Annotated in this window: 29 protein-coding genes and 1 pseudogene; 6 read left to right on the plus strand and 24 right to left on the minus strand. The window is 63.2% G+C overall.

Going from position 1 to position 20,962, the window contains the following annotated elements; translation table 11 throughout:
* Window positions 1-310 (plus strand): annotated as a pseudogene (locus HTS88_RS20905) (NYN domain-containing protein); the annotation flags it as partial.
* A gap of 63 nt (window positions 311-373) precedes the next feature.
* Here the strand turns inward: HTS88_RS20905 and HTS88_RS22050 are convergent.
* The 3 genes from HTS88_RS22050 to HTS88_RS20920 all read right to left on the minus strand — a co-directional run bounded on the left by HTS88_RS22050 (window position 374) and on the right by HTS88_RS20920 (window position 2,879).
* On the minus strand, window positions 374-1,429 hold the full coding sequence (locus tag HTS88_RS22050) for a hypothetical protein (protein WP_217432801.1): 1,056 nt from the start codon (window positions 1,427-1,429) through the stop codon (window positions 374-376).
* 279 nt (window positions 1,430-1,708) lie between these two features.
* Window positions 1,709-2,470, minus strand: coding sequence for a DUF732 domain-containing protein (locus tag HTS88_RS20915; RefSeq protein ID WP_174181949.1), 762 nt, complete (start codon window positions 2,468-2,470; stop codon window positions 1,709-1,711).
* 46 nt (window positions 2,471-2,516) lie between these two features.
* Window positions 2,517-2,879 (minus strand): hypothetical protein, encoded by a 363-nt coding sequence (locus HTS88_RS20920; RefSeq protein ID WP_174181951.1) that lies wholly within the window; start codon window positions 2,877-2,879, stop codon window positions 2,517-2,519.
* Window positions 2,880-4,337: 1,458 nt separating this feature from the next.
* Here HTS88_RS20920 and HTS88_RS20925 point away from each other — a divergent pair.
* Window positions 4,338-4,619, plus strand: a complete 282-nt coding sequence (locus HTS88_RS20925; protein WP_174181953.1) for a hypothetical protein — start codon at window positions 4,338-4,340, stop codon at window positions 4,617-4,619.
* A gap of 64 nt (window positions 4,620-4,683) precedes the next feature.
* Here HTS88_RS20925 and HTS88_RS20930 read toward each other — a convergent pair whose 3' ends face one another.
* Window positions 4,684-5,199, minus strand: a complete 516-nt coding sequence (locus HTS88_RS20930; protein ID WP_174181955.1) for a hypothetical protein — start codon at window positions 5,197-5,199, stop codon at window positions 4,684-4,686.
* 128 nt (window positions 5,200-5,327) lie between these two features.
* On the opposite strand from HTS88_RS20930, the gene HTS88_RS20935 reads away from it, so the two are divergent.
* On the plus strand, window positions 5,328-5,834 hold the full coding sequence (locus tag HTS88_RS20935; protein ID WP_174181957.1) for an HAD domain-containing protein: 507 nt from the start codon (window positions 5,328-5,330) through the stop codon (window positions 5,832-5,834).
* Window positions 5,835-5,849: 15 nt separating this feature from the next.
* On the opposite strand, the gene HTS88_RS20940 is transcribed toward HTS88_RS20935, so the two are convergent.
* The 19 genes from HTS88_RS20940 to HTS88_RS21025 all read right to left on the minus strand — a co-directional run bounded on the left by HTS88_RS20940 (window position 5,850) and on the right by HTS88_RS21025 (window position 14,452).
* The gene (locus tag HTS88_RS20940) at window positions 5,850-6,461 is read right to left on the minus strand and encodes a M15 family metallopeptidase (RefSeq protein WP_343045042.1); all 612 of its coding nucleotides are present in this window, start codon (window positions 6,459-6,461) and stop codon (window positions 5,850-5,852) included.
* 85 nt (window positions 6,462-6,546) lie between these two features.
* Window positions 6,547-6,990: a hypothetical protein gene (locus HTS88_RS20945; RefSeq protein WP_174181959.1), complete on the minus strand. Its 444-nt coding sequence runs from the start codon at window positions 6,988-6,990 to the stop codon at window positions 6,547-6,549.
* A gap of 1 nt (window position 6,991) precedes the next feature.
* The gene (locus tag HTS88_RS20950) at window positions 6,992-7,345 is read right to left on the minus strand and encodes a hypothetical protein (protein ID WP_174181961.1); all 354 of its coding nucleotides are present in this window, start codon (window positions 7,343-7,345) and stop codon (window positions 6,992-6,994) included.
* A 209-nt stretch (window positions 7,346-7,554) separates the two neighbouring features.
* The gene (locus HTS88_RS20955; protein WP_246256532.1) at window positions 7,555-8,007 is read right to left on the minus strand and encodes a deoxycytidylate deaminase; all 453 of its coding nucleotides are present in this window, start codon (window positions 8,005-8,007) and stop codon (window positions 7,555-7,557) included.
* Window positions 8,008-8,102: 95 nt separating this feature from the next.
* Window positions 8,103-8,387 (minus strand): hypothetical protein, encoded by a 285-nt coding sequence (locus HTS88_RS20960; RefSeq protein WP_174181963.1) that lies wholly within the window; start codon window positions 8,385-8,387, stop codon window positions 8,103-8,105.
* Window positions 8,384-8,665, minus strand: coding sequence for a hypothetical protein (locus HTS88_RS20965; RefSeq protein ID WP_174181965.1), 282 nt, complete (start codon window positions 8,663-8,665; stop codon window positions 8,384-8,386). The genes HTS88_RS20960 and HTS88_RS20965 overlap by 4 nt, the downstream gene beginning before the upstream one ends.
* Window positions 8,666-8,754: 89 nt before the next feature.
* Window positions 8,755-9,228, minus strand: coding sequence for a hypothetical protein (locus tag HTS88_RS20970; protein WP_174181967.1), 474 nt, complete (start codon window positions 9,226-9,228; stop codon window positions 8,755-8,757).
* 32 nt (window positions 9,229-9,260) lie between these two features.
* A complete protein-coding gene (locus HTS88_RS20975) occupies window positions 9,261-9,653 on the minus strand; it encodes a hypothetical protein (protein WP_174181968.1) in 393 nt (130 codons plus the stop codon).
* A 27-nt stretch (window positions 9,654-9,680) separates the two neighbouring features.
* On the minus strand, window positions 9,681-10,385 hold the full coding sequence (locus HTS88_RS20980; RefSeq protein WP_174181970.1) for a hypothetical protein: 705 nt from the start codon (window positions 10,383-10,385) through the stop codon (window positions 9,681-9,683).
* A gap of 32 nt (window positions 10,386-10,417) precedes the next feature.
* Complete coding sequence (locus HTS88_RS20985; protein WP_174181972.1) at window positions 10,418-10,630, minus strand: hypothetical protein; 213 nt, start codon at window positions 10,628-10,630, stop codon at window positions 10,418-10,420.
* On the minus strand, window positions 10,627-10,803 hold the full coding sequence (locus tag HTS88_RS20990; protein WP_174181974.1) for a hypothetical protein: 177 nt from the start codon (window positions 10,801-10,803) through the stop codon (window positions 10,627-10,629). Before HTS88_RS20990 ends, HTS88_RS20985 begins: the two co-directional genes overlap by 4 nt.
* 53 nt (window positions 10,804-10,856) lie before the next feature.
* Window positions 10,857-10,985 carry a hypothetical protein gene (locus HTS88_RS22375; protein ID WP_281359114.1) on the minus strand — a complete coding sequence of 43 codons (129 nt, stop codon included), beginning with the start codon at window positions 10,983-10,985 and terminating at the stop codon, window positions 10,857-10,859.
* Window positions 10,986-10,990: 5 nt separating this feature from the next.
* Window positions 10,991-11,353 (minus strand): hypothetical protein, encoded by a 363-nt coding sequence (locus HTS88_RS20995; protein ID WP_174181976.1) that lies wholly within the window; start codon window positions 11,351-11,353, stop codon window positions 10,991-10,993.
* A 255-nt stretch (window positions 11,354-11,608) separates the two neighbouring features.
* On the minus strand, window positions 11,609-12,208 hold the full coding sequence (locus tag HTS88_RS21000) for a hypothetical protein (RefSeq protein ID WP_174181978.1): 600 nt from the start codon (window positions 12,206-12,208) through the stop codon (window positions 11,609-11,611).
* A gap of 195 nt (window positions 12,209-12,403) precedes the next feature.
* On the minus strand, window positions 12,404-13,003 hold the full coding sequence (locus HTS88_RS21005) for a transposase (RefSeq protein WP_174181986.1): 600 nt from the start codon (window positions 13,001-13,003) through the stop codon (window positions 12,404-12,406).
* Window positions 13,004-13,066: 63 nt separating this feature from the next.
* Entirely contained in the window at window positions 13,067-13,378 is a 312-nt protein-coding gene (locus tag HTS88_RS21010) for a hypothetical protein (protein ID WP_174181988.1), read from the minus strand.
* A complete protein-coding gene (locus HTS88_RS21015; protein ID WP_174181990.1) occupies window positions 13,375-13,551 on the minus strand; it encodes a hypothetical protein in 177 nt (58 codons plus the stop codon). The genes HTS88_RS21010 and HTS88_RS21015 overlap by 4 nt, the downstream gene beginning before the upstream one ends.
* A gap of 72 nt (window positions 13,552-13,623) precedes the next feature.
* A complete protein-coding gene (locus HTS88_RS21020) occupies window positions 13,624-14,157 on the minus strand; it encodes a hypothetical protein (protein WP_174181993.1) in 534 nt (177 codons plus the stop codon).
* 16 nt (window positions 14,158-14,173) lie between these two features.
* Window positions 14,174-14,452: a hypothetical protein gene (locus HTS88_RS21025; protein WP_246256534.1), complete on the minus strand. Its 279-nt coding sequence runs from the start codon at window positions 14,450-14,452 to the stop codon at window positions 14,174-14,176.
* Between the two features lie 127 nt (window positions 14,453-14,579).
* On the opposite strand from HTS88_RS21025, the gene HTS88_RS21030 reads away from it, so the two are divergent.
* Window positions 14,580-14,909, plus strand: coding sequence for a histone-like nucleoid-structuring protein Lsr2 (locus HTS88_RS21030; protein WP_174181997.1), 330 nt, complete (start codon window positions 14,580-14,582; stop codon window positions 14,907-14,909).
* A 253-nt stretch (window positions 14,910-15,162) separates the two neighbouring features.
* On the opposite strand, the gene HTS88_RS21035 is transcribed toward HTS88_RS21030, so the two are convergent.
* On the minus strand, window positions 15,163-15,939 hold the full coding sequence (locus HTS88_RS21035; protein ID WP_174181998.1) for a DUF2637 domain-containing protein: 777 nt from the start codon (window positions 15,937-15,939) through the stop codon (window positions 15,163-15,165).
* A 544-nt stretch (window positions 15,940-16,483) separates the two neighbouring features.
* Here HTS88_RS21035 and HTS88_RS22380 point away from each other — a divergent pair.
* Window positions 16,484-16,615: a hypothetical protein gene (locus HTS88_RS22380; protein WP_281359115.1), complete on the plus strand. Its 132-nt coding sequence runs from the start codon at window positions 16,484-16,486 to the stop codon at window positions 16,613-16,615.
* Between the two features lie 523 nt (window positions 16,616-17,138).
* Window positions 17,139-19,142, plus strand: coding sequence for an ATP-dependent nuclease (locus HTS88_RS21040; RefSeq protein WP_174182001.1), 2,004 nt, complete (start codon window positions 17,139-17,141; stop codon window positions 19,140-19,142).
* Window positions 19,143-20,962 lie beyond the last annotated feature (1,820 nt).

Here is a 20,962-nt window from a genome sequence, read left to right on the forward strand (position 1 = left end):
GCCGCACCGCTCCGAGGCGCACCTGGTCTACAGCTCCGGTGGCAACGGGCCAACCATCGTGCCGCAGGAGGACAGTGCCATGGACGTCGCCCACGACGTCGGAGAGAGCGTGGCCGCCAGCTGGTACGGCACCGTCACCCAGGGCGAGCTCAACGAACTCCTTGCCGACCGGCCCATCCTGCCCGCCGACATCGACCGAGTGCTCCTGAAAGATTGCGCCCAGCGGATCGGCGAATACAAGACCGACCTGCAGGCCGTCCGCCGCGCGCTGCGCGAAGCCTTCTGGACGAAGCTGGATCAGCTGATCTAAGCCCTGCTGCACGTGTTCTTCAGAACGGATTGCTTCCGTTGCCGCCGCCCGAAATGCACATCCCTACTTCAGGGTTGCCGACCAGTCCCCGTCAGCAGTGACCTCGTATAAGCCCGGAGCCCAGACCACGGTGCCGTTGTAGGCTCCGATCTCGTTGATCAGCAGGTCCGCGCGGGTGCCGTAGCTGTGCACCGCAATGTTGGACGAGCCGCTGTGCGTGAAGGTTGCCGGCTTGGCAGCGCCCTTGTAGTAGAAGACATCATCCCCGTGCCCTGTCATCGGCGCCGTCCCGTCAAAGGTTCGGACGCTGGCCAGCGGCACAAGCTTGACCGTCCAGGCCCCATCGGCGGTGATTTTCAGTGCCGTCGTCTCGCCCCGACTGGTCCGCACGTCGAACAGGACCGTTCCGCTGTAGTTGCCGATCGTGTTCACGAGCAGGTCCGAGTTGCCCAGCGAGGCATCCAAGGTGTGGACGGCAAAGTTGCTGTAACCGTTGTGCGTGATGACAGCGACCTGGGGGCCGGTCCCGTGCTTGGTGATGGAAACGACATCAGCGCCCGCGCCGGCGTACTCCTTGGGGGCTTCGGCCGCGGCCTTGGCGGCTGCTTCGTCGGCGGCCTTCTTGGCGGCGGCGTCAGCTTCGGCCTTGGCTGCAGCAGCCTTGTCCACCTTGTCCTTGTCGTAGGCTGCCGCCTGCTCCGGACAGAGTTCGAGGACCTTAGAGGCCGCGGTCCTGAACGGTTCTGCCACGAACTCGAAGTCGGTCCCCTTGGCGGTGGCGAGGTCATTCAGGGGAGCAGCCATCTCGGTGATGAGCGGCTTCAGATCGTCGTTGGCGGTGTTGGCCACGAACTCAAGGTCGGTGGCGTAGATTTTCGCCTGGGTCTGGTCGGACTTGCCAATCGAGTCGGGCAGGCCGCTCAGGAAGTTGACCGCTGCGAACATTCGGCCCTCGTCGCCGTTGGCAAAGAGCTGGTGGCAGGTCTGTTCGGCGGTGAAAGCCGGTTTGGTGGTGGCAGGTGCCGCGGATGGCTCCGCCGTTGAGCCTGCAGTGGCCCCGCCGCATCCGGTCAGGACAAGGACAACGGCCGCTGCCGCAGCAGGAAAAAGCTTATTCAATGGGTCCCCCATGTGATTGATGAAATAACGGAATCGTACGGCACAACCCGGCAATTGACTTGACGGGCCGCGTCATAATCCGGTAGAGGACGGTCAGCCGATGGCGGGGTATTGGTTGTTGCGGGGGAGTGCGGCGACAACGGTGCCGCAGTCCAGGGCCCGGTATGAGCTCCGGGGAGGGTCTGAAGTGTGCTCATGCCCGCGTTGTGCGCCGCCGAGGTTTCGTCAGGACGACCTGCCCCCTGGTCTGCCAAGGAAAGGGTGGCAGTCGGTGGCCGGCTAAGGGACCTTGTCCAAGTGTTGCGGGCAGAAGGTAGTGACGCCAAGCTTACGGATCGACTTTAGCTCTTCGTGCGTGTATTCGATGCCGGCAGGAGCCGTAACGAGACCGTCGGATGCGATGGCCGCCTCTTTCTCCGTGCCCTTCTCCACACCCGTGTCGTAGACGTCGCAGAAGATCTTTGCGACCTCGAGCTGGTTCACCGTGTCCGTCGACTTCATGGCGGGGTGGGCTGACCGCAGAGCGTTCAGGAACTTCTCATCGTCCGTTACTGCTGGAGCCGCGCCTGAGACCGCTTTGTCGGCGGCGTCCAGCTCCGGCGTGCAGGTCTCAACCACTTTGTCCTTCGCTGCGGCGAATGAGTCACCCACCGACCATGAGCCGGAATCCTCATGTGCCTGGACGAAATCCTCGAAGAGGATCCGCATTTCGTGAAGAGGCTCGGCCAGTTCGGGCTTGGCGGTTTCTGCCACCTCGGCAAAACGCGTTGCGTACGCGTCGGCGGTCTCAGCCGTGTCCGCGTCAATGGATTCGACGTCTCGCAGGAAGACCAAGGACTCGGTGGCCAGGGAACTGGAGCCCTCGCCAAAAAGGGACATACAGGTGGTCAGCAGCGGCACAGTGTCCTTCTTCAAGGTGGCGGCCGACGCCGACGGCGATGACGTTGGCGACACTTCCTGCGTGGCTGTTTCGGCCGGAGCTCCGCATCCTGTCAGTATCAGTGCAGCTGCGGTCAGTAGCGAGAAAGGCAGTGCTTTCAAGGGTCCCCCATTAGAAATTTCCGAGCCGGGAGGGCTTCGGATGTGCTCATGATACTTGCCCTGATGCTTCCCTTGTTCCGGGGATGCTCAGGGCTGATGGGTCTACTTCCGGACGCGGTCGATAATCTCCCAAATCTTCAGCAGTGTCTCCATCGACAACTCCTTTGGGAGGGACCGGGCAGCGAAGGTCTTCATCTTTGCTTTTCGCAGAGACCGGTGCGTTGGCGGCGACCGTTTTGCCGTCGAGGATGACGTAGCCGTGAAGGCCGGTGGCCTCACGGCGGGTGAGCAAGGTTGCGGAACCGCTCTGGGCGACGGCGGAGGCGAAGGTGCCTGCCCGTTGCGTGAAGGTGGTGGGGTTGGTGTCGATGCCGCCTGCGCGGGAGAGCCTGAAAATCCGAAGGTCCATGCCCTAGACCATGCGTAGAATCGACCCCCGCGTCCCAGAGACCTCATACCCCGGATTTACGGGCTTACGGATTCCGCACTTAAAAATGCAAAACCCGTAAAACGCGGGAAGCCAGGATCCGAGGTTTTGCCCGGCTTCGGGCCTCTCCTACGTGTGGTTTGTGGAGGATAGGAGCCCTCATCTTCTCGGATCCCGCCTGTACTTCTCAGTGTGCGGCATCCCTCGCAGAGGAGCAGCCCTGCGGGCCGCTGGCCTTCGTCCCATTCGGTGGCCGGGCTCCGCCCTGGGCCTCACCCATCATGGCCCTCCGGCCGACCCCCAACCCGACGGGACTGCCGTCCCGGCCCGTCAGCCTGCGGCCGCCGTGCAAGGGGCTTCGCCCCAGGATGAGCCAATCATCTCCCAGCCTCGGCTGACAGTGGACCGGTTGGACAGCGCTGCGCGCGGTGACGTCGTGGAACGGTCAGGCCCTCGTCCTGCGGAGCTCTTGTGGTGGTAGGGGCTTCGCCCCGGGAAGGCAGGGGTCATCGACGCGTTCGGCTCAGAGTCATCGAGAAGGGGAGCACGCTGCGCGAGCAGCGAGGAGGAGCGCACAGTCACCGGGTCGTGGCACGTCCAGCTCGACGAATCGTGCAGCCAACGATCAGTCAACCGGACGGACGAAGTCCGGCTCCTGGCCGCAGGCCATCGTCCTTGCAGGAAGCCCACCGGGTGAGAAGCCCCGCTGCGAAGCAGCAGGTCAACGGGCCGACAACGAACAGCCCAACGTGAAGGGAAGGGCCGGCGGCAGCCGGACCAGGACCACGCAAAGACACCGAGGAGTGCAACGGACCGGAACACGAGACGCCATGTCTTCGGCCAACTCCCCGGCGCGAAGCGCCTAACCACCCGACCAGAAGCCCCAGGGGAAACGAGCAGCCAACGGGAAGCACAACGGTACGGGCGGCGCAGCCGCCTAGCCCCGCAGGGAAAGCCCAGGCCAACACAGAAGGCAGCCCAGCCGGGTGCCCCAAGGAGCGCAGCGACGCCGGCACCAGGCGGGCGGGCCCCGCACCGGACCAGGGCGCGCAGCGCCCAGGTCCTCGCTCAGCCCGGCGCCCCGCGCCAACGGGAAGCCAGGCCGCGCAGCGGCCAAGAGGTCAACATAAAGGAAGCGATCAGTGTGACGGACGAGAAGGAAAACGAACCGGGGAACTTGAAGGGTCCGGGCGAAGGCGCGCAGCGCCTGAGCCCCTCTTAATATGCCAACCCCCGACCCTCCGCCGACCAAGCTCACAGCAGTCACCGGGACTCACAGGCCGACACGGCTTGGGGCTATCGCCCGCCCGAACACTCCGCGTCCGGCGAGCCAGCCAGCGGAGCGGGCGGGCCGGGGTCGCGGCTATCGCCGGGCCGCTGACCGGTGGTGTCCGCGGAGTAGACTCGGTCGAAACGATCAGGGTTGGGGGACTCATGGGAATGTCAGCAGCAGCTTCACCGGCGGCGGCCGGGTACAACCGGATGGCCATCATTTCGGTGGTCTGCGCCGTCGTTGCGGTGGCCGGATTCTTCTTCGCAGGCCTCACCGTCCTGGCGGTTTTCGCCGTCGGCGCCGGGCACGTCGCCGTCAACCAGATCAACTTCGACGGTGGGCAGGGCCGGCAGCTCGCGCGCGGTGCTCTGGCCATCGGATACGCCATCGCGATCTTCGGGCTGCTCTTCTCCGTAATGGTTGTGTTCAGCGCCGTACCCACGATGTAGGAGACCGCCTTGAAGCCGGCCGTCCCCTCGGACCACACGGCCTGGCAGGTCAGACTGCGGAGAGTCAGGTTGTGGACTTGGCGTCGCGGACGGTGACGCCGGAGTCGATGGCCTCGTCCAGTTCCTCGGCGAACGGGGCGTCGGGGCAGACGATGCGGGCGGCGTGCATCATTTGTCCGTTCTCCGGGTTGGTCTTGGTGTAGACGAAGGGTTCCCAGGAAGCGCAGGCCTCGATGATCAGCGCGTACACCCGTTCGTCGGTCCAGTACGCCGAGGTCTCGGTGCCTTTCGCGAGTCGGATGGCCTCCCGGTCGTCGGCCGAGAACGAAGCAACTCCGACACCTTGTGTTCTCGTGACCCGACAGCCGTGGAGGGTGTCCGGGCTCGATTTTTCCCACGCTTCCTCCACGGTCCAGAAGCTCACCGGAGTCTTCATCGCGTCCATGCACTGCAGCATGAACTCGTTGCGGACAGCGCTGATGCGGGGGCCGGGAGCAGGCTCATTGTCGGCAGCGGGGACGGTGCAGGAGGTCAGGCCCAGGGCGACGGCCACCAGGGTGATCGCGGTTGTGCGGTGCACGGCTTCCCCCTTCCAGCGACGAGACACTGCGGCGTGAACGCATCGTATCGGGGCCGGGGCGGTCGCGGGACGGTCTTGACCAAAGCTTGCGGATCAAGTGCCATCGTGCGGGCGTAGACTCAGGCGCCATGAAGCCGGTCATCCTCCTCGACATCGACGGTGTGCTCAACCCGGCCCTGCGCGCACGGCCCGGTGACCTGGCGCCGGACCCACAGCTGTCCTGTGAGAAGAAGTCCCTGGTCCGCCGGCTGTCACGGTCCGGGCGCATCGCCTGGGTGTCGACGTGGCCGGCAGAGATGACGGCCACGCTGGAGCGGCAGCTGGAGCTGGATGTCGAGCCGCTGCGGGTGACCCTGCTGTTGCGAGCCGGTGACGGTGATGAGCCGACACCGAAGCTGCGCTCGGTCACCAGGTGGCTGGCCAGGATGGAAGACGCCGGTGACGCCGACTGGGATTCGGTCGTGTGGATTGATGACGTGCTTGGGCCGGACGCGCGGGAGTGGGCCCATGCCCTCGGGAAGCCGGTCCTGCTGGAGAACCCGGATCCGGTGCAGGGGTTGGGCGAGGCGCACGTGGTTGCGGTCGAGGTGTTCGTTGAGAACGGCGGCGGAGGGGTCGGAGCTCCGACCCCCTAGAGGGGGAGCAGTGTTCTACCCGGCCACGCTGCCGAGGTACTCCTCGAGCGTGATGCCGCGGGCGGCGATCTCGGTGGCGGGTCCGACGCCGACGTAGCGGAGGTGCCAGGGCTCGTAGACGTAGCCGGTGATGTGCTCCGCTCCTGGCGGGTACCGGATGATGAACCCGAAGAGATGGGCGTTCGCTGCTGCCCAGGCTGCGGCCGGCTGATCCGCGAAGCACGCCGTCATGCTGCACGTCCCGCTGCCGTCACCGATGTCCATGGCCCAGCCGGTCTGGTGTTCGGAGTGGCCCGGGCGTGCGCTGACAGCCTCGGCTGCTTCAGCACCGAGCGCGGACGTGTGGCCTTCACGGATTATGGCCTGGGTGGTGAAAGAGCGGTACCCGCTGACCAGGGTGATAGCTACGCCGTCGGCGCGGGCGGCGGCGAACATGGCTTCCGCCGCGGCAGCTGTCGCAGCGTTCAGGAGTGGTGCGGCGCCGGGGGAAGCGGACGGGACGTTGGGGTGGACCAGGTCGGCGGGAACGTAACCGTCCGGCAGCGGCAGGTCTTTGGTGACGAGCATAAGCGGGCCCGTCGGGTCGACGTCCGACGACGGGGTGATCGGCTCTGATGCCGCCGTCACGGGCGGTAATTCCTGTTTGACCGCGACACCTGCTGCCAGGAACGCCAGGGTGGTGACGGCCGCCAGGGAGGGAAGCCAGTGCCGGCTAGACGGTGACACCGGTCCGCTCAGGAAAGGTCAGGTAGTTGGAGAGCCGACGGTCCCTAAAACGGATGGCAGTCTCTGTTACAGCAGTCTTGTCGTCGGCGAAGGTGATCGTTTCGGTGACCTCGGTACGTTGTTCCACGACGAGGATCTTGGCGTAAGGGTGTTTGGCACTCTTCCACCGGCGGAGTGCGTTCCGGTAGTGCCGGTAGTCGGTGTACTCGGACTTGAGCATGCCGTGCTGGAAGCGGAAGAAGTCGTTCTCGCCGACGGTCAGTTCGACGGCTTCGACTTGCTCGTACTCACCGCAGTTCTGCTCGGCCACCTCGCGGCTGAGGTACATGGGTGCGAAGCCGCGCCCCCGCCGGACGTGCATAAAGCTGCCGTCCTGGCAGCGCACGAAGTCGGAGTTGCTTACGGGCATGAAGCCTTTGATCGTGGGCATGTCAGGCAGCTTTCAGTTCGTCGTCGTAGGTGAGCAGGTCGGCGTTGACCTGGGTGAGTAAAGTCAGGGCGTCGTCCACCGCGTCCCGGCCGCCGTCGGCCGCGAAGGGTGGCTCGGCAAGGACCAGGGCCGCGGCCCGCAGGTTTTCCATGCAGGTCTGCACGCGGCAGATGTTGACGGCGTTGGCGTGAAGGCCGATGGTGGACTGGGTGCTGGCGAGGTTGAACATCTCGGTGGCGACCGTGGAGATCAGCCCGGAGGTTGCGACGGCACCGAACTGCTGCACGGGGACCGCGAACGCTAGGAGGGTCTTGGCGGCGGCGCGCAGCTGGTTCTGTGGGACGAGGATGCTCATGGCATTCATGTGTGCGGACGGAGCGGGTGTCCTCGCCGGTGGTCAGAGGAGAGGGCAGCAACCAACTCGATCGACACGCCGACTCCGGCGGCCAGCACTGCTGCCGCTCCGGCAGGTGCCTGTTGGTCTGTCATGGGGATCATATGTGCGGAAGCGGCTGGTGCCTTCAACGCGCGAGGCGTCAACGCCGGAGGCTGGAGACCGGAGTGCTACTTGATGCCGTGGCCGCCGCCGGGCCACTCAACTCTGGCCAGCGGTGTCGCCAGGATGAGCTTCCAGCAGCCGTCGCACGGCTTCTTGGTGGTGGTGAGTGTTGACCCGGCCATGTCGTCCCAGCTGGCGCGAATGATGGCGTTGGCTTCGGCGTGGATGCTGATGCAGGCGCCGGGGCCGGTGTCGTAGGAGCTGCCGTAGTCCTTGCCGACCGTTGCCCGTGGGCACGCGCCGCTGGTCAGGCAGCCCGGTGTTCCGGAAGGGGCGCCGTTGTAGCCGGTGGCGACGATGCGTTGGTCCGAGGTGACAATGACAGCGCCGACCTGCGCGCGCGAGCAGTCGGCGCGGGTAGCCACCGCTTCGGCGATTCCCATTGCCCAGTCCTTGAAGCCTGGTCGGGGATCCGAGTCGAGGGCGCGGGTGGCCACGGCGGTGAGCTGATCAGTCATGGGCATCATGTGTGCGGACCCCGGATAGTCCCTCGACATGGCGAAGGCACCCGGCCCGTGAGCCAGGTGCCTTCGGAGTGGTCTGGGTCAGGACCTCACGCCGGCGTACCAATTGCCTTGCTGATCGCAGCTTCGATGCGGTTCACCAGGTCGCCCTGCAGGGCCTCATCAGTGTCGGTGTCAGTTGCGCCGCACTCGGCGATCACCGCGTCGACGGCGGAGAGGAGTCGGGTGATGGCGTCGGCCGATTGGCTGTACGTGGTCACCCGCTTCGGGTCGTCGGGATCGCTGCACGACATGCGATGCGCGCGGACAAGCCACGAGTGAACCGATCGGATACGGTCGAGCTCCTCGGCTGTTTTGCTGTCGAGTTCGATCATTCGGTGACCTCGGCCTGCCGGGAGTTCATCTTCTGGTACTTGCACACGTCGCCCAGGGCAAACGTGGTGTCGTGGACGGCGCAGTAGGCGAAGTCGTAGGGCTCCTCGCGGACCATGTCACAGGGCAGCGCGTCGATCTCCGCTTCCTGCTCTGGGGTCAGCACGGTCCAGTGCGGGCAGTCCTCCTGCTGGTGGTCGCATTCTCCCGCCGGCAGCGGGAGCCCGTGCTCTGATGCGTACCGTGCCGCGTCCAGGTCGGGACAAGTCTTCTCTGTCATGGCGCCCATGTGTGCGGACAGAAAGCGAGTCCTCGACATGGCGAAGGCACCCGGCCCGAGAGCAAGATGCCTTCATCGAAAAAACGAGGTTAGTCGCCCCCGCCACCGCCGCCGTCTCCACCGCCGGAGTCACCGCTATGGCCGCCGCCGTGACCAGCTGCGTGATCACCATGGCCGCCATGGTGGCCGTGCCCATGGCTGTGGCTGTCGCCGCCGTCGGCGAACGGAAGGAAGCCGAGGGCTACTGGGCTGTCCCCGCCGGTGGATCCCGTGGCGGGGCCTGACGTAATAGTGCGGGTGGCACCCGTGGGCCTTTCCTCGCTCCGGTACTGCCGGTAGTAGTTGGCGAGGGTGGCGATGATCATGATCAGGGTCGCGCCCATGATGATGAAGGAGAAGCCCAGGGGAACGCCGGCGATCGCCGCGGCGATGTTGGCTGTGGAGTATAAGGCGAAGAAGATGAGGAAAGTGGTGAACGGGTAAGCCAGGTGCTTCCGCCTCATGAGGAACCATTGCCAGAAGGTGGGGGCGCCGGTGCTTGCCGGAGAGGTGCTGTCTGTCATGGAACCCATGTGTGCGGATCCGGGGCCTCGGGTCACCGGACGCGGGTCTCCCAGGCACCTTCTTTGTAGCTCCAGTACACCTCACAGTCCTCGACATATTGGAAGACGCTCTTGCTCGCAAGGCCTGTCTGCTTGATGAGAAGGTCCATGGTGTAGTTGAACTCGCCCTTGCGGGTGATGGCCGTCTTCACCACTTTGAAGGCCGGGTCCCCTTCGCCATAGAGGTCGTACATCCAGGCCTTGCAGGTGTTGACGGCGCCGCTTTCGGTGGCGAGTGATTTCGCCCGGGCAGTCTCCTTGGCGGCGTCGGCCTTCTCGTTCTGCTCGCTGCAGGAACTTATGACAGCGAAGATCACAGAGACCCCGATGGCGAAAGTCCAGAAAGACTTGCCCCCGAACAAATTCGCTGCCTGTGACTGTGTCATGGGCTCAAGGTAGCAGCGAGGACACCGTCAGGACGCGAACTTGTCCAAGGGGCGAACGGGTCCGGTGCGGCGCCACCCGGCGGTCTGTAGCCAGTCAGCCAAGCGGGAGACCTTCTGCGCAGCAGGGGTGTCTGGCCTCATGGACGTCAGCGGGCGGAAGTACAGGCAGTAGCCGATCTCGTCGGCCAGCTGGGCGAGGCTCTTGGCGTCGGCCTCCATGGTGTCCTCCGGCTCGCTGTGTCGGCGAAGCATGTCGCGAACCTCGGTGAGTGCCAGGACAAAGGCAGTCGATGGCATGAAGGCGGTTTCGCGCTGCCGCTCATCGGCCAGGGCAGTTGCCAGCGACTCTTCCAGGGCGCGCAGCTCGATCAGAAGCTTCTCGTCCGGCCCCGGCACGGTGTCCAGGGCCGCAGGCTCGGCGGCGTACCTCCATGACAGTACGGAGTCCTCGCCGGTGCCATCCCACCAGGACTCGATGACGCCGTCCCGCAGCGGGGTTTTGTCGCCCTCGAAGCATTCGATGAACCAGGAACGGTCTTCCTCGGCGCTCTCCTTGTCGCAGACGAACCGGGGCGCCATCTCCTCGTGCAGGCACTCCATCTCGAAGCTTACGAACCCGTCGATGAACCAGGTGATCCTGTGCCGCTGGGGTCCGCGCGGGGCCGACGACTCTGCGTTGAGGAAGTCGGCGAAGGTCTTGGCAGCTGGAGGCGTCGGGCCGGTAATGTCCATGGACTCCATGTGTGCGGAGACGTGGGCCGATCTTACCGGCGGGTGCTGCGGCGGGCTGAGCCGACCGTGACCTGTCGGAACTCGTCGACGGCGCAGCCCCATTCCCAGTCGGGCACCTCGGCGCGGTGGCGGCCGCGGCCCTCGGTTTCGACGGCTTCGCACTTCCACATCAGGTGGGGGACTCCATCTTTCAGCTCGCGGCCGGTGAACTTCCACTTCTCCCGGAACTCAACGCCGGCGCTCATGTTGTACCCCAATCTTTGGTTTCGAGTGCTTCTCGTGATTGCCTGGCCAGCCTTGCCGCGAAGTCCTCGCTGGACATGGCGGCGGGTCCGCCCGGGACTGCTTTGACCTCATCGCACACGAGCATGTCGAAGACGCTCGCGTGTGCCCAGGTGGTCTTGTCGAAGAGTGCCATTGGTTGGCCGCACTTCGGGCAGGATCTGGGCTGCGACGTGTCCGTCTGTGCGCTCATTTGAGGTCAGCGCCAGCGTCGGCCAGCTGCCTCGCCACCACACCGATGGAGGCGAAGAGCCGGTCGAGATGTTCGCGCGGGCAGCGGTCGCACGCCCGGTTCTGTTCGTGTCCGCAGACGGTCATGACCCTCACCTGCAGGATGCCTTGTGGGCGGCGAGCTCTTCGCGCAGCTGGTGTACCTCGTAAGCCTGCGGATCATGCCAGCGCAACCTTGCGACCCGATCCTCCTCGCAGATGCTTTCCCAGTTGGGGAGCCTCGACAGCCGCGTCCAGGCACGGTCCTGAAATTCCTGAAGTACGCTGGCCTGGTGGAGTCCGCCGTCGTTGTGCAGGAGCTGGTGCGCGAGCGGAAGGTAGTAGTACCGGTCGTTCCGTGCCGCGGTCTCCCAGCGCTGTACTGCGGCAGCGAGAGTCCTAAGCATAAAGAGGTCAGCGCTGGTGGCCCCGGATAGAGGCGACGACGGCCGCAGCCGGCGGAAGGGGTTCGTCATAGCCAACATGTGTACGGAGCGGCCGGGGTCCTTCACCGACCACTGCCGAGCGGCTCGGGATCGAGCCAGACACGGTTTTCGAGCACGTGACGTTCTACTACCGCGAAAATCCCAGCCACAGCAGCCGTTACCCCTAGCAGCTCAAGTTGACCTCATCCTCTTCAACGGCAATGTGCGCACAACGGTACCTCCCGTCAGCCGCGACCACGGAGTGACCAGTGATCCCAAGCGGCATGCTCTTCCAGACCGCTGAAGCTATCTGTAAACCTCAATGAGCCCCGGGTCGGTCAGCTCGATCTGCGCCACGCCTTCGTAAAGGGTGATCTGGCCTGAGGTGCACAAAGTGGCACCGCCGTCGATCGGCTCAAGGCCGCCGACGTCCCACACCACGATCTGGAAACGTTGCCGGTCGGGGTAGTCGCGGCCGAGATTGAGGAAGACATCGTCGCCCGAGTTGCCACCACCGGCGAGGGGGCCGCAGACGCGCTGTGTTGTCCAGGCGTACTCCACGGCCTGATTCCAAGGAATCCCTCCGTCAGGTTGAGCCGAGGCAGCTGGAAGAGCGGCTGCATCAGCTGGAGCGGGCTGGCCCTTGGGAACCCAGTTTCCATTGCCGTCCTCGATGCAACCAATCTCCGCGGCCTTTTTCCGGGCCAAACCGGCCGGTGCTGCAACGAGCGCGGGGCACGCGGTGGAAGGCTCAACAGTCGTCGAGACGTCATCTGGCGGCTCAAGGGGATCGGGCTGGTCGTTGGGGTATGCACCAGAGCTGCACGCGGCCAACATAAGAGTCAATGACAGAGCCGCGGCGGCGGCGGCGAGCGTATCGACAGAAGTGCGAGGGGAACGGGGCATGGGCAAAGACTAATTCATCACCGCCGAAGCACTCGTTTGTTGCGGGCTGCCCTACGCCGGCCGAAGAGGAAACTCAACGGCCCAGAGACACGACCTCGAGGGGTGATCCTTAGTAAGTGTTTGGGAAGGGGATTTAGGCGGCCTGCCAGGACCGCCGGCCCGGGGCCGGGGCGAACCGTCGGGTCATCAGCCCGATCATGGCCCACTTGACCATGGCCTCCGCGTGGCCCGGGAGGCGCTCGTAGTCCCTGCCCAGGCGCCGGCAGCGCACCAGCCAGGACAGGGTGCGTTCAGCCACCCAACGCCGGGGCAGTACCTCGAAGGTGTGGTTCCCTCGGGCTTCTTCACGATGTCGAGGGTGATCCCAAGCAGGTCCCGGACGGTCTCCACCAGCTTGCCGGCGTGGCCGCCGTCGGCCCAGACCCGCACGAGCGAGGGCATCTTCGCCCCGGACCTCTCCAGGACCGGTCGCCCGCCGTCGCGGTCCTGCAGGCTGGCGGCAGTGACCAGCACGGCCACCAGCAGGCCGGTGGTGTCGGTGACGATGTGCCGCTTGCGGCCGTTGACCTTCTTGCCCGCGTCGTACCCGCGCGAATCGCTCCCGACGGTGTCGGCGCCCTTGACGGACTGGGAGTCGACGATCCCGGCCGAGGCCGCCGTATTCCGCCCGGCGGCCTGCCAGACCGCGTCGCGCAGCGCGTCGTGGAGCCGGTCGGTCGTACCGTCTTCATTCCAGCGTTGGAAGTTCCAGTAGACGGTGTCCAGGGCGGGAAATCGTGCGGCATCATCCGCCACGCGCATACCTTCCCTGGACACAGCGAAGGCCCCCGCCGAAGCGAGGGCCTTCGTGGCTGATGGTCAGGCTCCAGCGGGACCGGACCATTCCCTGGCAGCGCGTGCAAGCTTCCGGATGTCGAAGACGCCGGCGGCCAGGCGGAGGCTCAACTCAGCCGGGATCCCCTCCTTGCCCAGAACGATTGCGATGGCGTCCATGTAGGTGTACGCGGTGGAGAGGTTGCTCCGGCTCATGTGAGCTTTGGCTTTGGGCAGGTGCGCGCGGCGCCAGTGGACCACCGTCTTGCGGAGCAGCTCGTGCAACGGATCGTCACCAAGCTCGGTGGCCGAGTTGATCTCCCTGATCCTGCGTGTGTCGATATGGATGACGTTCATGATGGGATGTGCCCTTCCCTGTCGGATATTCCTGTACTGGGGATGTGTGCGGCGGGGGAGGCTGACTGACCTTCGACGGCGAAAGCGAGCCCGACGAGCAGGACGGCAATCAGTACTGCCAAGGCAGCGACGCCTCCGCCGGCCAAGAGCATGGCGGCAGCGAACTCGAACATAGCGGACCTTTCATCAGATGGCGGAGACACCTCCAATGTGTACGGAGCCGCATGACTGCCTCCTCGCAGGGATCAGCCGGCGAAGAAGGCGTCCCCGTGCCGGCGTATAGTTTCGTCCGCTGTTTCATCGCCGTCGACGGACCCCACGGCTCCAGTAGCGGGGTTGACGATGTAGCTGCTAAAGATCATTGCCCGGTGGCTCATGCTGAGCTCTGCGTGGGTGGCGAAGCGCAGGTGCGGCCAGCCGTAAATGGGCTTGTCGGAGAGGAGGAGCTTGTTCCCCTCAGGCGTGGGGTCACTCAAGCCCAGGTGGTCGCGAAGGACGTCGCTGGCGGCGGGGTGGGTCGGTAACGCGATCTCCTCAATGGCCAGCGCGAGCTGACTCCTGGCGCTTCCGTCGTCGGGGACCTGGGAGGCCAGCTCGCGGATGGTCTGGAGCCTGGTTGCCAGATCTTCGATGCTGCAGACCAGGTCTTCGACGCCCCAGTGGTCAGCGAGGACCATCTCGGAGGTGGCGGACATCTCCCGGTACTGCCGGACTATGCTGTTCAGTTCTTTCCGGTCTTCGCCGGTGGACGTGAGAATTTCGTCGATGCTCATGGTCATGGGGGTCTTTCGGGGTTTAGGTGCCGGGCGTGGCGCTGGTCCTGATGGCTTGCTGCACGTCGAAGGCGAAGTAGCCGCGGGTGTAGCTGGCGTAGTCTGGGACGCCACCGCCGGCATTGCCCCAGTTGTCAGCGAGGGCCGCGGCGGCGACGGGCAGGTCATCGTCCGTCGTCGTGGACAGCAGCGAAGTGAGTTCGACGCCGAAGAATTCGCTCTTGCTGGTTCCCCCGTTGGGGAACGTGACGCTCCATTTCTTGGCGAGACTTTCAAGGGCGGAGCGAAGGTTCGTGGTCATGGCCGCCATGTGTACGGACTTAGCCGGGCCCGTCACCGGCGCCGGACAGGCCGTGTGGGCTGAATCATGTGCGCTCTTTCCAGCGTTGCATCCCGCGCTGAACAGGGACGATGGTTAGGATCTTCGGATGGCTACACGCACTGTGATTGAACTGATTGATGACCTCGACGGATCCGAGGCGACCGAGACTGTACGCTTCGGTCTCGACGGAACCGAGTACGAGATCGACCTGGCCGGACAGAACGCAGATGAGCTGCGCGGCATCCTGGGCCGTTTTTTAGACGCTGGCCGGAAGACTGCGGGCAACGCAAAGTCTGTCCCCGCTGTCCGCCGCCTTGCGCCTGCGGCTGATGTGAAGGCAGTGCGTGCCTGGGCGGCAGAGAACGGCATCGACGTCAACTCCCGCGGCCGGGTCAAGGACGACGTCGTACAGCGCTACCTGGCAAGGTCGAGCTAGCCCAGTTTTGACTGCGCAAGTCCCGAGGTCTGTGCGGAGGTTTCAGCTTCCAACCACGTTGATGGCGACACTCCACCATGTCCGCAACACGGATGCGCCCATGGTTCTTGATTGCCTCTGTCCGCCCGGGAGCCTGCAGTGGGCCCGAAATGTCATATTTATAGCGGAGCCAGCACAAATATGAAACATCGCACGCGAGTTCATCTGACGTGCCCTGGTAATGCCCAATTTGCTGTGAAAACAAATCCCTGCCCTAAGACAGTGCCGCTACCTTCGTTGAGGATTCCCCGCGGGACTCGGCGTGTTCGGCGAGGACGCGCGCCACGGTGGACTTGGAGGTTCCCAGCCGCTGGGCGATGGCCCGCTGGGAGAGCCTCTGCTCGGCCAGTTCCAGGATGCGTTCGGGCTTCACCTCGGCTTTGGTCCGCGGTGGTCCAGAAGGGTGGTCCACAAGTGGTCCACGGACCGGTCCAGCCGCTGGTCCGCGCTGCCCCGCAGGTGGTCCAGAAATTACCCCAGACTGGTCCACGTTCTCTGGTCCACCACGTTCCTGGACCAGCCGGGCCAGGGCACGCTTCCGGCGCTGGGACACCGAGCCCACCGGGGGAGCGACTGCGAGCTGCACCGTCGTCTCGGTGGCGAAAAACAGACTGATGGGCATGATGGCCGCGAGGAAGGCCCCGAAGATGACGGTGCCGTTGATGGGTACCGGAACGCCCCCGGGCGCAAGGACGTGGGCGGCGTTCGCCGCAACCGAGACGGCAGTGAAGAATCCGACGGCGCACCAGGACAGCAGGGTTGATTCGCCGCGTGCACGCTGAACGGAGGCCGCCACGGCGTACACCAGGATGGTGGAGTCAACCACGATGGGCACCAGCCACCGCAGCTGGGGAGCGATGCCCGCCCACTCGGCTGCCCGAATCAGGCCCTGGAAGGAAAGGGTAAAGCTGGCAACGGCCAGAACACCCACCAAGGCCATGGACGCCATCGTCATCGTCCGGCTGTCGGGTTCAATTCTCGAGCTTCTCATCAGTTACGTTCTCCCTCACACACCGTCAGCAGCGCATCCCCTGGACCACTCGGGACGCTCAGTCTAGAGCCGTTCTGGTCCACACATCCAGTAGGCGGCGGACCGGCCTGGACCAGTTGCGGACCACTACGTGGACCACCTTGGACCGGGGGTGGTCCAGACTACTCCGGGCCGCTGACAGTTACGCCGATCTCCGCACACATAGAGGCCATGAAGAACCGCGCGTCCACCCTGACCGTCTCCCTGATGATTGCCGCCGCCGCGCTGACCGTCTGCACCTCCACCGGGGTTCTGGTCAAGGACATCCACGACGTGCAGACCTAGGCCGCAGAGGTCCTAGAAAGTGTCTTACCAAGTCCATGGGTTTCTGAGACAGTTCAGACGCCTGCAGAAAGGTGCCCCCGCTGTCGTTTTCCGAAGTCATCTGCACGGAATGTCAGAAGCGGTCTGCACAACCGTTCCTGGGGCGTAGGGGATCGGCTTACGGGACGTCGGGAGCGATAAAATGCGCCCTCCACGCTGCGGCGCCGATTAGTCTGCGGTTATGAAACCTCGCGGAACTCTTATCGCTGCTCTTCTGCTGGTGGTTGTCGTCGTTGCCGCAATTGTGGCCTGGGCAAGTTTCGGTGAGCGCCCGGGCCCCATGAGCTCTTCGGCGCTCAGCAGTGCCCTGTAGCCGATCCTCAAAATCCGACCCTGGTCCTGTTCACGCCTTCCTCCTTTGAACAGGAGTACCGATCAAAAGTCCCATTTTCCAAGGGACTATCGACCGACCAGTGCTCTAGAGTCCTCTGCACAACTCCAATATGCACGAGAGCTTCTGTGCAGTCAGCTTCGAAAATGACAGGAACGATGAGTCCCGCCACCGGCGACTGTGGTCATCCGTTGGTACGACCGGGCCGCGCCCCTCATGTGCCTAAAAAGCTGCCGCGCGGTAGTGATTCAGGCACGACGTCTCCTATCTCCTGCGGGCCCGCGCTTTCTTGCGACGCTACTCCCCAAATTCGTCATGTGAGGGCTAGAGGCTTGGCTGAATGACTTGTCAGAATGGGGCCATGGATAAACAACCTGCCTTACAGCCTAGGACTTCGCTTTTGGGAATGCGGTCCAGCGCCGGCCCTCTCGCTAACGTGGCCTTCACCTTTGGTCCCGATGTGACCTGCTTTTATGGGCAGAACGGGGCGGGGAAGACATGGATCTTGAACTCTCTGAGGCACGCAATGCGGGGGCATTCGATAGGGATTACTCAATTGCTGTGCGAGTTCGAGCATGGATCCATCGGCTATGGGTGGGCGCTGGACCATGTAGCACGAACGGCACGTGATTTCCGGTCTTCCGACGCCACAAGGGATCGCGATAGGGCATGGCTGCGGGAGGCAATTGAGGCGTGGTTTGACCGTGGTGGCAGGTATCTTAAGCCCTATTACGACGAGGATGACATTCCATCTGACCTGGTTGACGAATTATCCACCGTAACGACATTCGCACTGATCCCGACAGGGAATTTGGAACCTGAGTGGGACGTCTGGTTGTGCATTCCAGGCGACGTGGCCCGCTTTCCTGCCTGTGCCCGTGCGGTAGCAAACTACTTCCGCGTCGTCGAAGAAGTAGCCCGAGCGGAAGACCGTGACTTGCAGGAAAGCAGGGACTTGGAATCGGGCGACCATGGAGATCTAACCGACGAACAATACGAAGCAATCGAGGAGGAGTTGGAACAGCGCTTCGAGGAACTCATCCAGCTGTCTTGGTCCCCTCTCTACGAGCCCTTAGCAGCTTTGCTTTGGGAGTATGCTTATCTGCCCGACCCGGGTACGGCTCAAAACTGGCTGGATCCTATGCTGGCCGATAACCTTCCGATTCCCATCGTCAAACTCTTTGCCTCCCGCGAAATTCCCCTCGTGTTGGAAGATGACGATGACGACGCAGACATTGATGCTGCCACAGCTGAGGCCTTCGCTGCCGTTTTCGGAAAGAAACTCCAAGCTGCTGTGGGTTCCCTCGCCCTGACTAAAAGCATGAAGCGATGGACGCTCCAGTTGAACGATGATGCGAACGATGTGTATGCCTCTCTGTTACAGGATGCCCCGCGTCTGCAGCTAGAGGTGCGCCCCTTGGGTCGGTGGGCGGTTGAGGGGGCGATGCACTGGCACGTTGCGTACGGCGCCTACGGGCTCCGTAAGGTTCCCATCGCAGGCCTCTCCCGCGCGGAAACCCGTTGGGCGCGGATCGCGGTCCGTCGAGCACTGGACCTGACCGGCGTATCAACCGCACTGATCATTGACGAACCAGAAGCAGCACTTCACCGGGCCGCCGAGCGACATATGGCTCGGGGACTCGATGGACTCACGACGCTGGGGCCGCAAGTCGTAGTTGCGACCCATTCCCCAGAGGTCCTCAATGCACAGACAACAGGGTTGATCCACGTCTCTAAAAAGGACGGTCGAACTAGTGTGGGCCAAATGCCCGCGCTGGGACCCGAAACACTGGAAAAGCTCGGTTTATCACCTTCGGACCTACTTGGCCTTTACCGGATTTTCCTACTTGTAGAAGGAGAGCACGACAAGGACGTCATCCAGGCACTATGCGGTGATTTTCTCGAAGCCGCCCGAGTGAAAATCATTCCCGTACGGGGTGCAAGCCATCTACCAAGAACAGTGGAAAGCCATGTGTTGTTCGACCTCAGTGATGCACACCTCGTGGCAGTCCTCGACAATGTTCGCACCGAGGAAATCACGGCTGCCTGGATGGAAGCCCAGACACGCTACTTGTCCGGCGACGGAGAGTCGGCGATTGAATACCTGAACGGCGAATTCAATAAGTACAAAGGCAAAAAGGGCAAAGAGGAGTACGAGTGGATCGGCACTTGGCTCAACCGCGCACTCCAGAAAGGCGTTGCCGCCCGCATAAATCCTTGGGGACTGAAGGCCCGCGACATCATCGAATATCTTCCCGTCGAGGTCCTGGTCCCCAAAGCCGGTAAATCTTGGGACGAACTACGGCATGAGCACGACACCGCACTGCCATCCCTAGACAAGACAAAGCGCCTGCACGAGTTTAAGGTCTGGCTTACATACACCTACGGGGCCGATACATCGGTGTCCAACGTCAGACGCGCAGCAACCTCCATGACCGAGATACCCGCGGAATTTAAAAAACTCGGATACCGCCTCCGCGAAATCAGCTCCCGCCCACGAGACCGGTGATCCCTGCCAGCCAATATTTGGGTGTTGAACGGTGATTTAGAAGCCAACTTGGTTGGTCAGAAGCGGCTGGACTCACATAATACGTACCTTCAAAGGGTGCAAAGACCTGTCGCTCTGCCACATAAGCGTTAAGGCCTTGTCATCTGTCAAGCACAATCCTCTTACAGTGACCAAGAGGCGCTCATGCCGGTCTTCTAAACCCTAGCGACGACGTCCCTTGCCCGGCAGACCCCCACTGATGGTCTTGATGCTGGAGGAACCATCAGGCTCGGCCACGCGATACACGGACGGCTTAGCCACGTATCTGAGCCGTCTAACTTCAAACCTTTCCCCGTCCGTCGGAACCTCGACTTGCCTGCCCGAATTGGCGCACACCTCCAGCCGTCCCGGCAAAGGGTGGGAGTAGATACGGCCGGTTAGAACATTTAACCGTGTGGTAGCAGAACATTCGGCGCATACGATTGCAACAGAGTTAGGGTTGCGCACTGCCGATACCTCCATTCTTCGCGTGCTTCGAAAAGGCTTGTGGCGAGACATCATAGGTTGGCCATCCTGGCCACTGATTGTTGCTGGCAAACTCCGCAGTAGTTCCAAGAGCCAATTGTCCCGCCACCTATGTCAGTTTCCGAAGTCGACTGCACAGAATGTCCAAAGCCGTCTGCACATCCCCGTTGCGAAATCGGCTTACGGGCAGCTCCTGCCAGGTCACGCAGGCCGATGACTAATTCTTGAAGATTGCAGGGAAGTCGCTGTAGCTTAGCCCCTCACTTCGACGCGGACCGAGGGCAGTTCCACCTGCGGGATGCCGAAGCCGACCTTCACGGACTGTGTCGCACCCGGCAGGATGGTGCTGAGCGTGCCGCCCCCACATTCTCGTTGTTGGCCCGCTGCGCCTCGGTGCCCGTTGCCCCGTAGGTCACCCTCGGGTAGGCCATCGTGAAGCCGTTCACGGGCTCGGTACCCTCGTTAACCACGGTGACGGTGAACAGAATGATGTTTCCCTCCACCGCGCCGTAGGCGTACTGCCCGTCACCCAGGCACCACTTCAGGCGGTGACACCGATACCTCTACTCCTCTGGGGAACGTTGATTGTGCCGCCCAGCGGGGCGGACGTGGCCCGCGTAGGTGCAGGTGTCGGAGTTGCTATCGGGGCCTGGTCGATCGTGGGCTGCGGCGTCTGCATAGTGTTGCTGTTAGGCGGCACGCTGCCAGGGCGACCGCTGCAGCCCGCCAAGAAGGTGAGGGCAACGATAGCTGGCAGGGCTCCAATTTTCTTTCTCATTGGGCTCCCTCTTCCGGGAAATCTTCACGTCTTCTTGATGCTGCCATTGTTGCCCCCGCATCCCGATAACACCACAAATCTTCGGAAAAGTGATGTTAATCGAGGGCACTAGGGGGTTCAACCTACGGGAAATAAACCGAAAGGCAGCATGCCGCGTCGGGTACTCGGCCACTCACTGGCGGTGTTCACGATCCCTGGCCGTCTAGCTTGCGAACTTAATACCTGTAAATTTTCGGACTGTCGTAGCAGTCCTCCACCCAGTCTCTGTTGCTCCTGTAATCAAACTCTACGCGTCCACTTGAGGCCGGAGATAGGTAACGGCTTGGACATGGCAACTATGTCGTCGGGCGAACTGGTTGGCGCTTTGAACTAATCACGGCTCCACTCACCGTGGACGCTGGTCCAGCCTTGGGCGGCACCATGCCTCAATTCGTCCTGTGGTCTCCCCGGGTTTGAAGTCGTAGACTACATGCCACATGTGGCAATTGCCTGGTCTTAGTTATTGGCTAATCACCGAACAGGTGAGGTGCCTGGATAG

It is taken from the genome of Pseudarthrobacter oxydans (genome assembly GCF_013314975.1).
GTDB lineage: Bacteria > Actinomycetota > Actinomycetes > Actinomycetales > Micrococcaceae > Arthrobacter > Arthrobacter oxydans.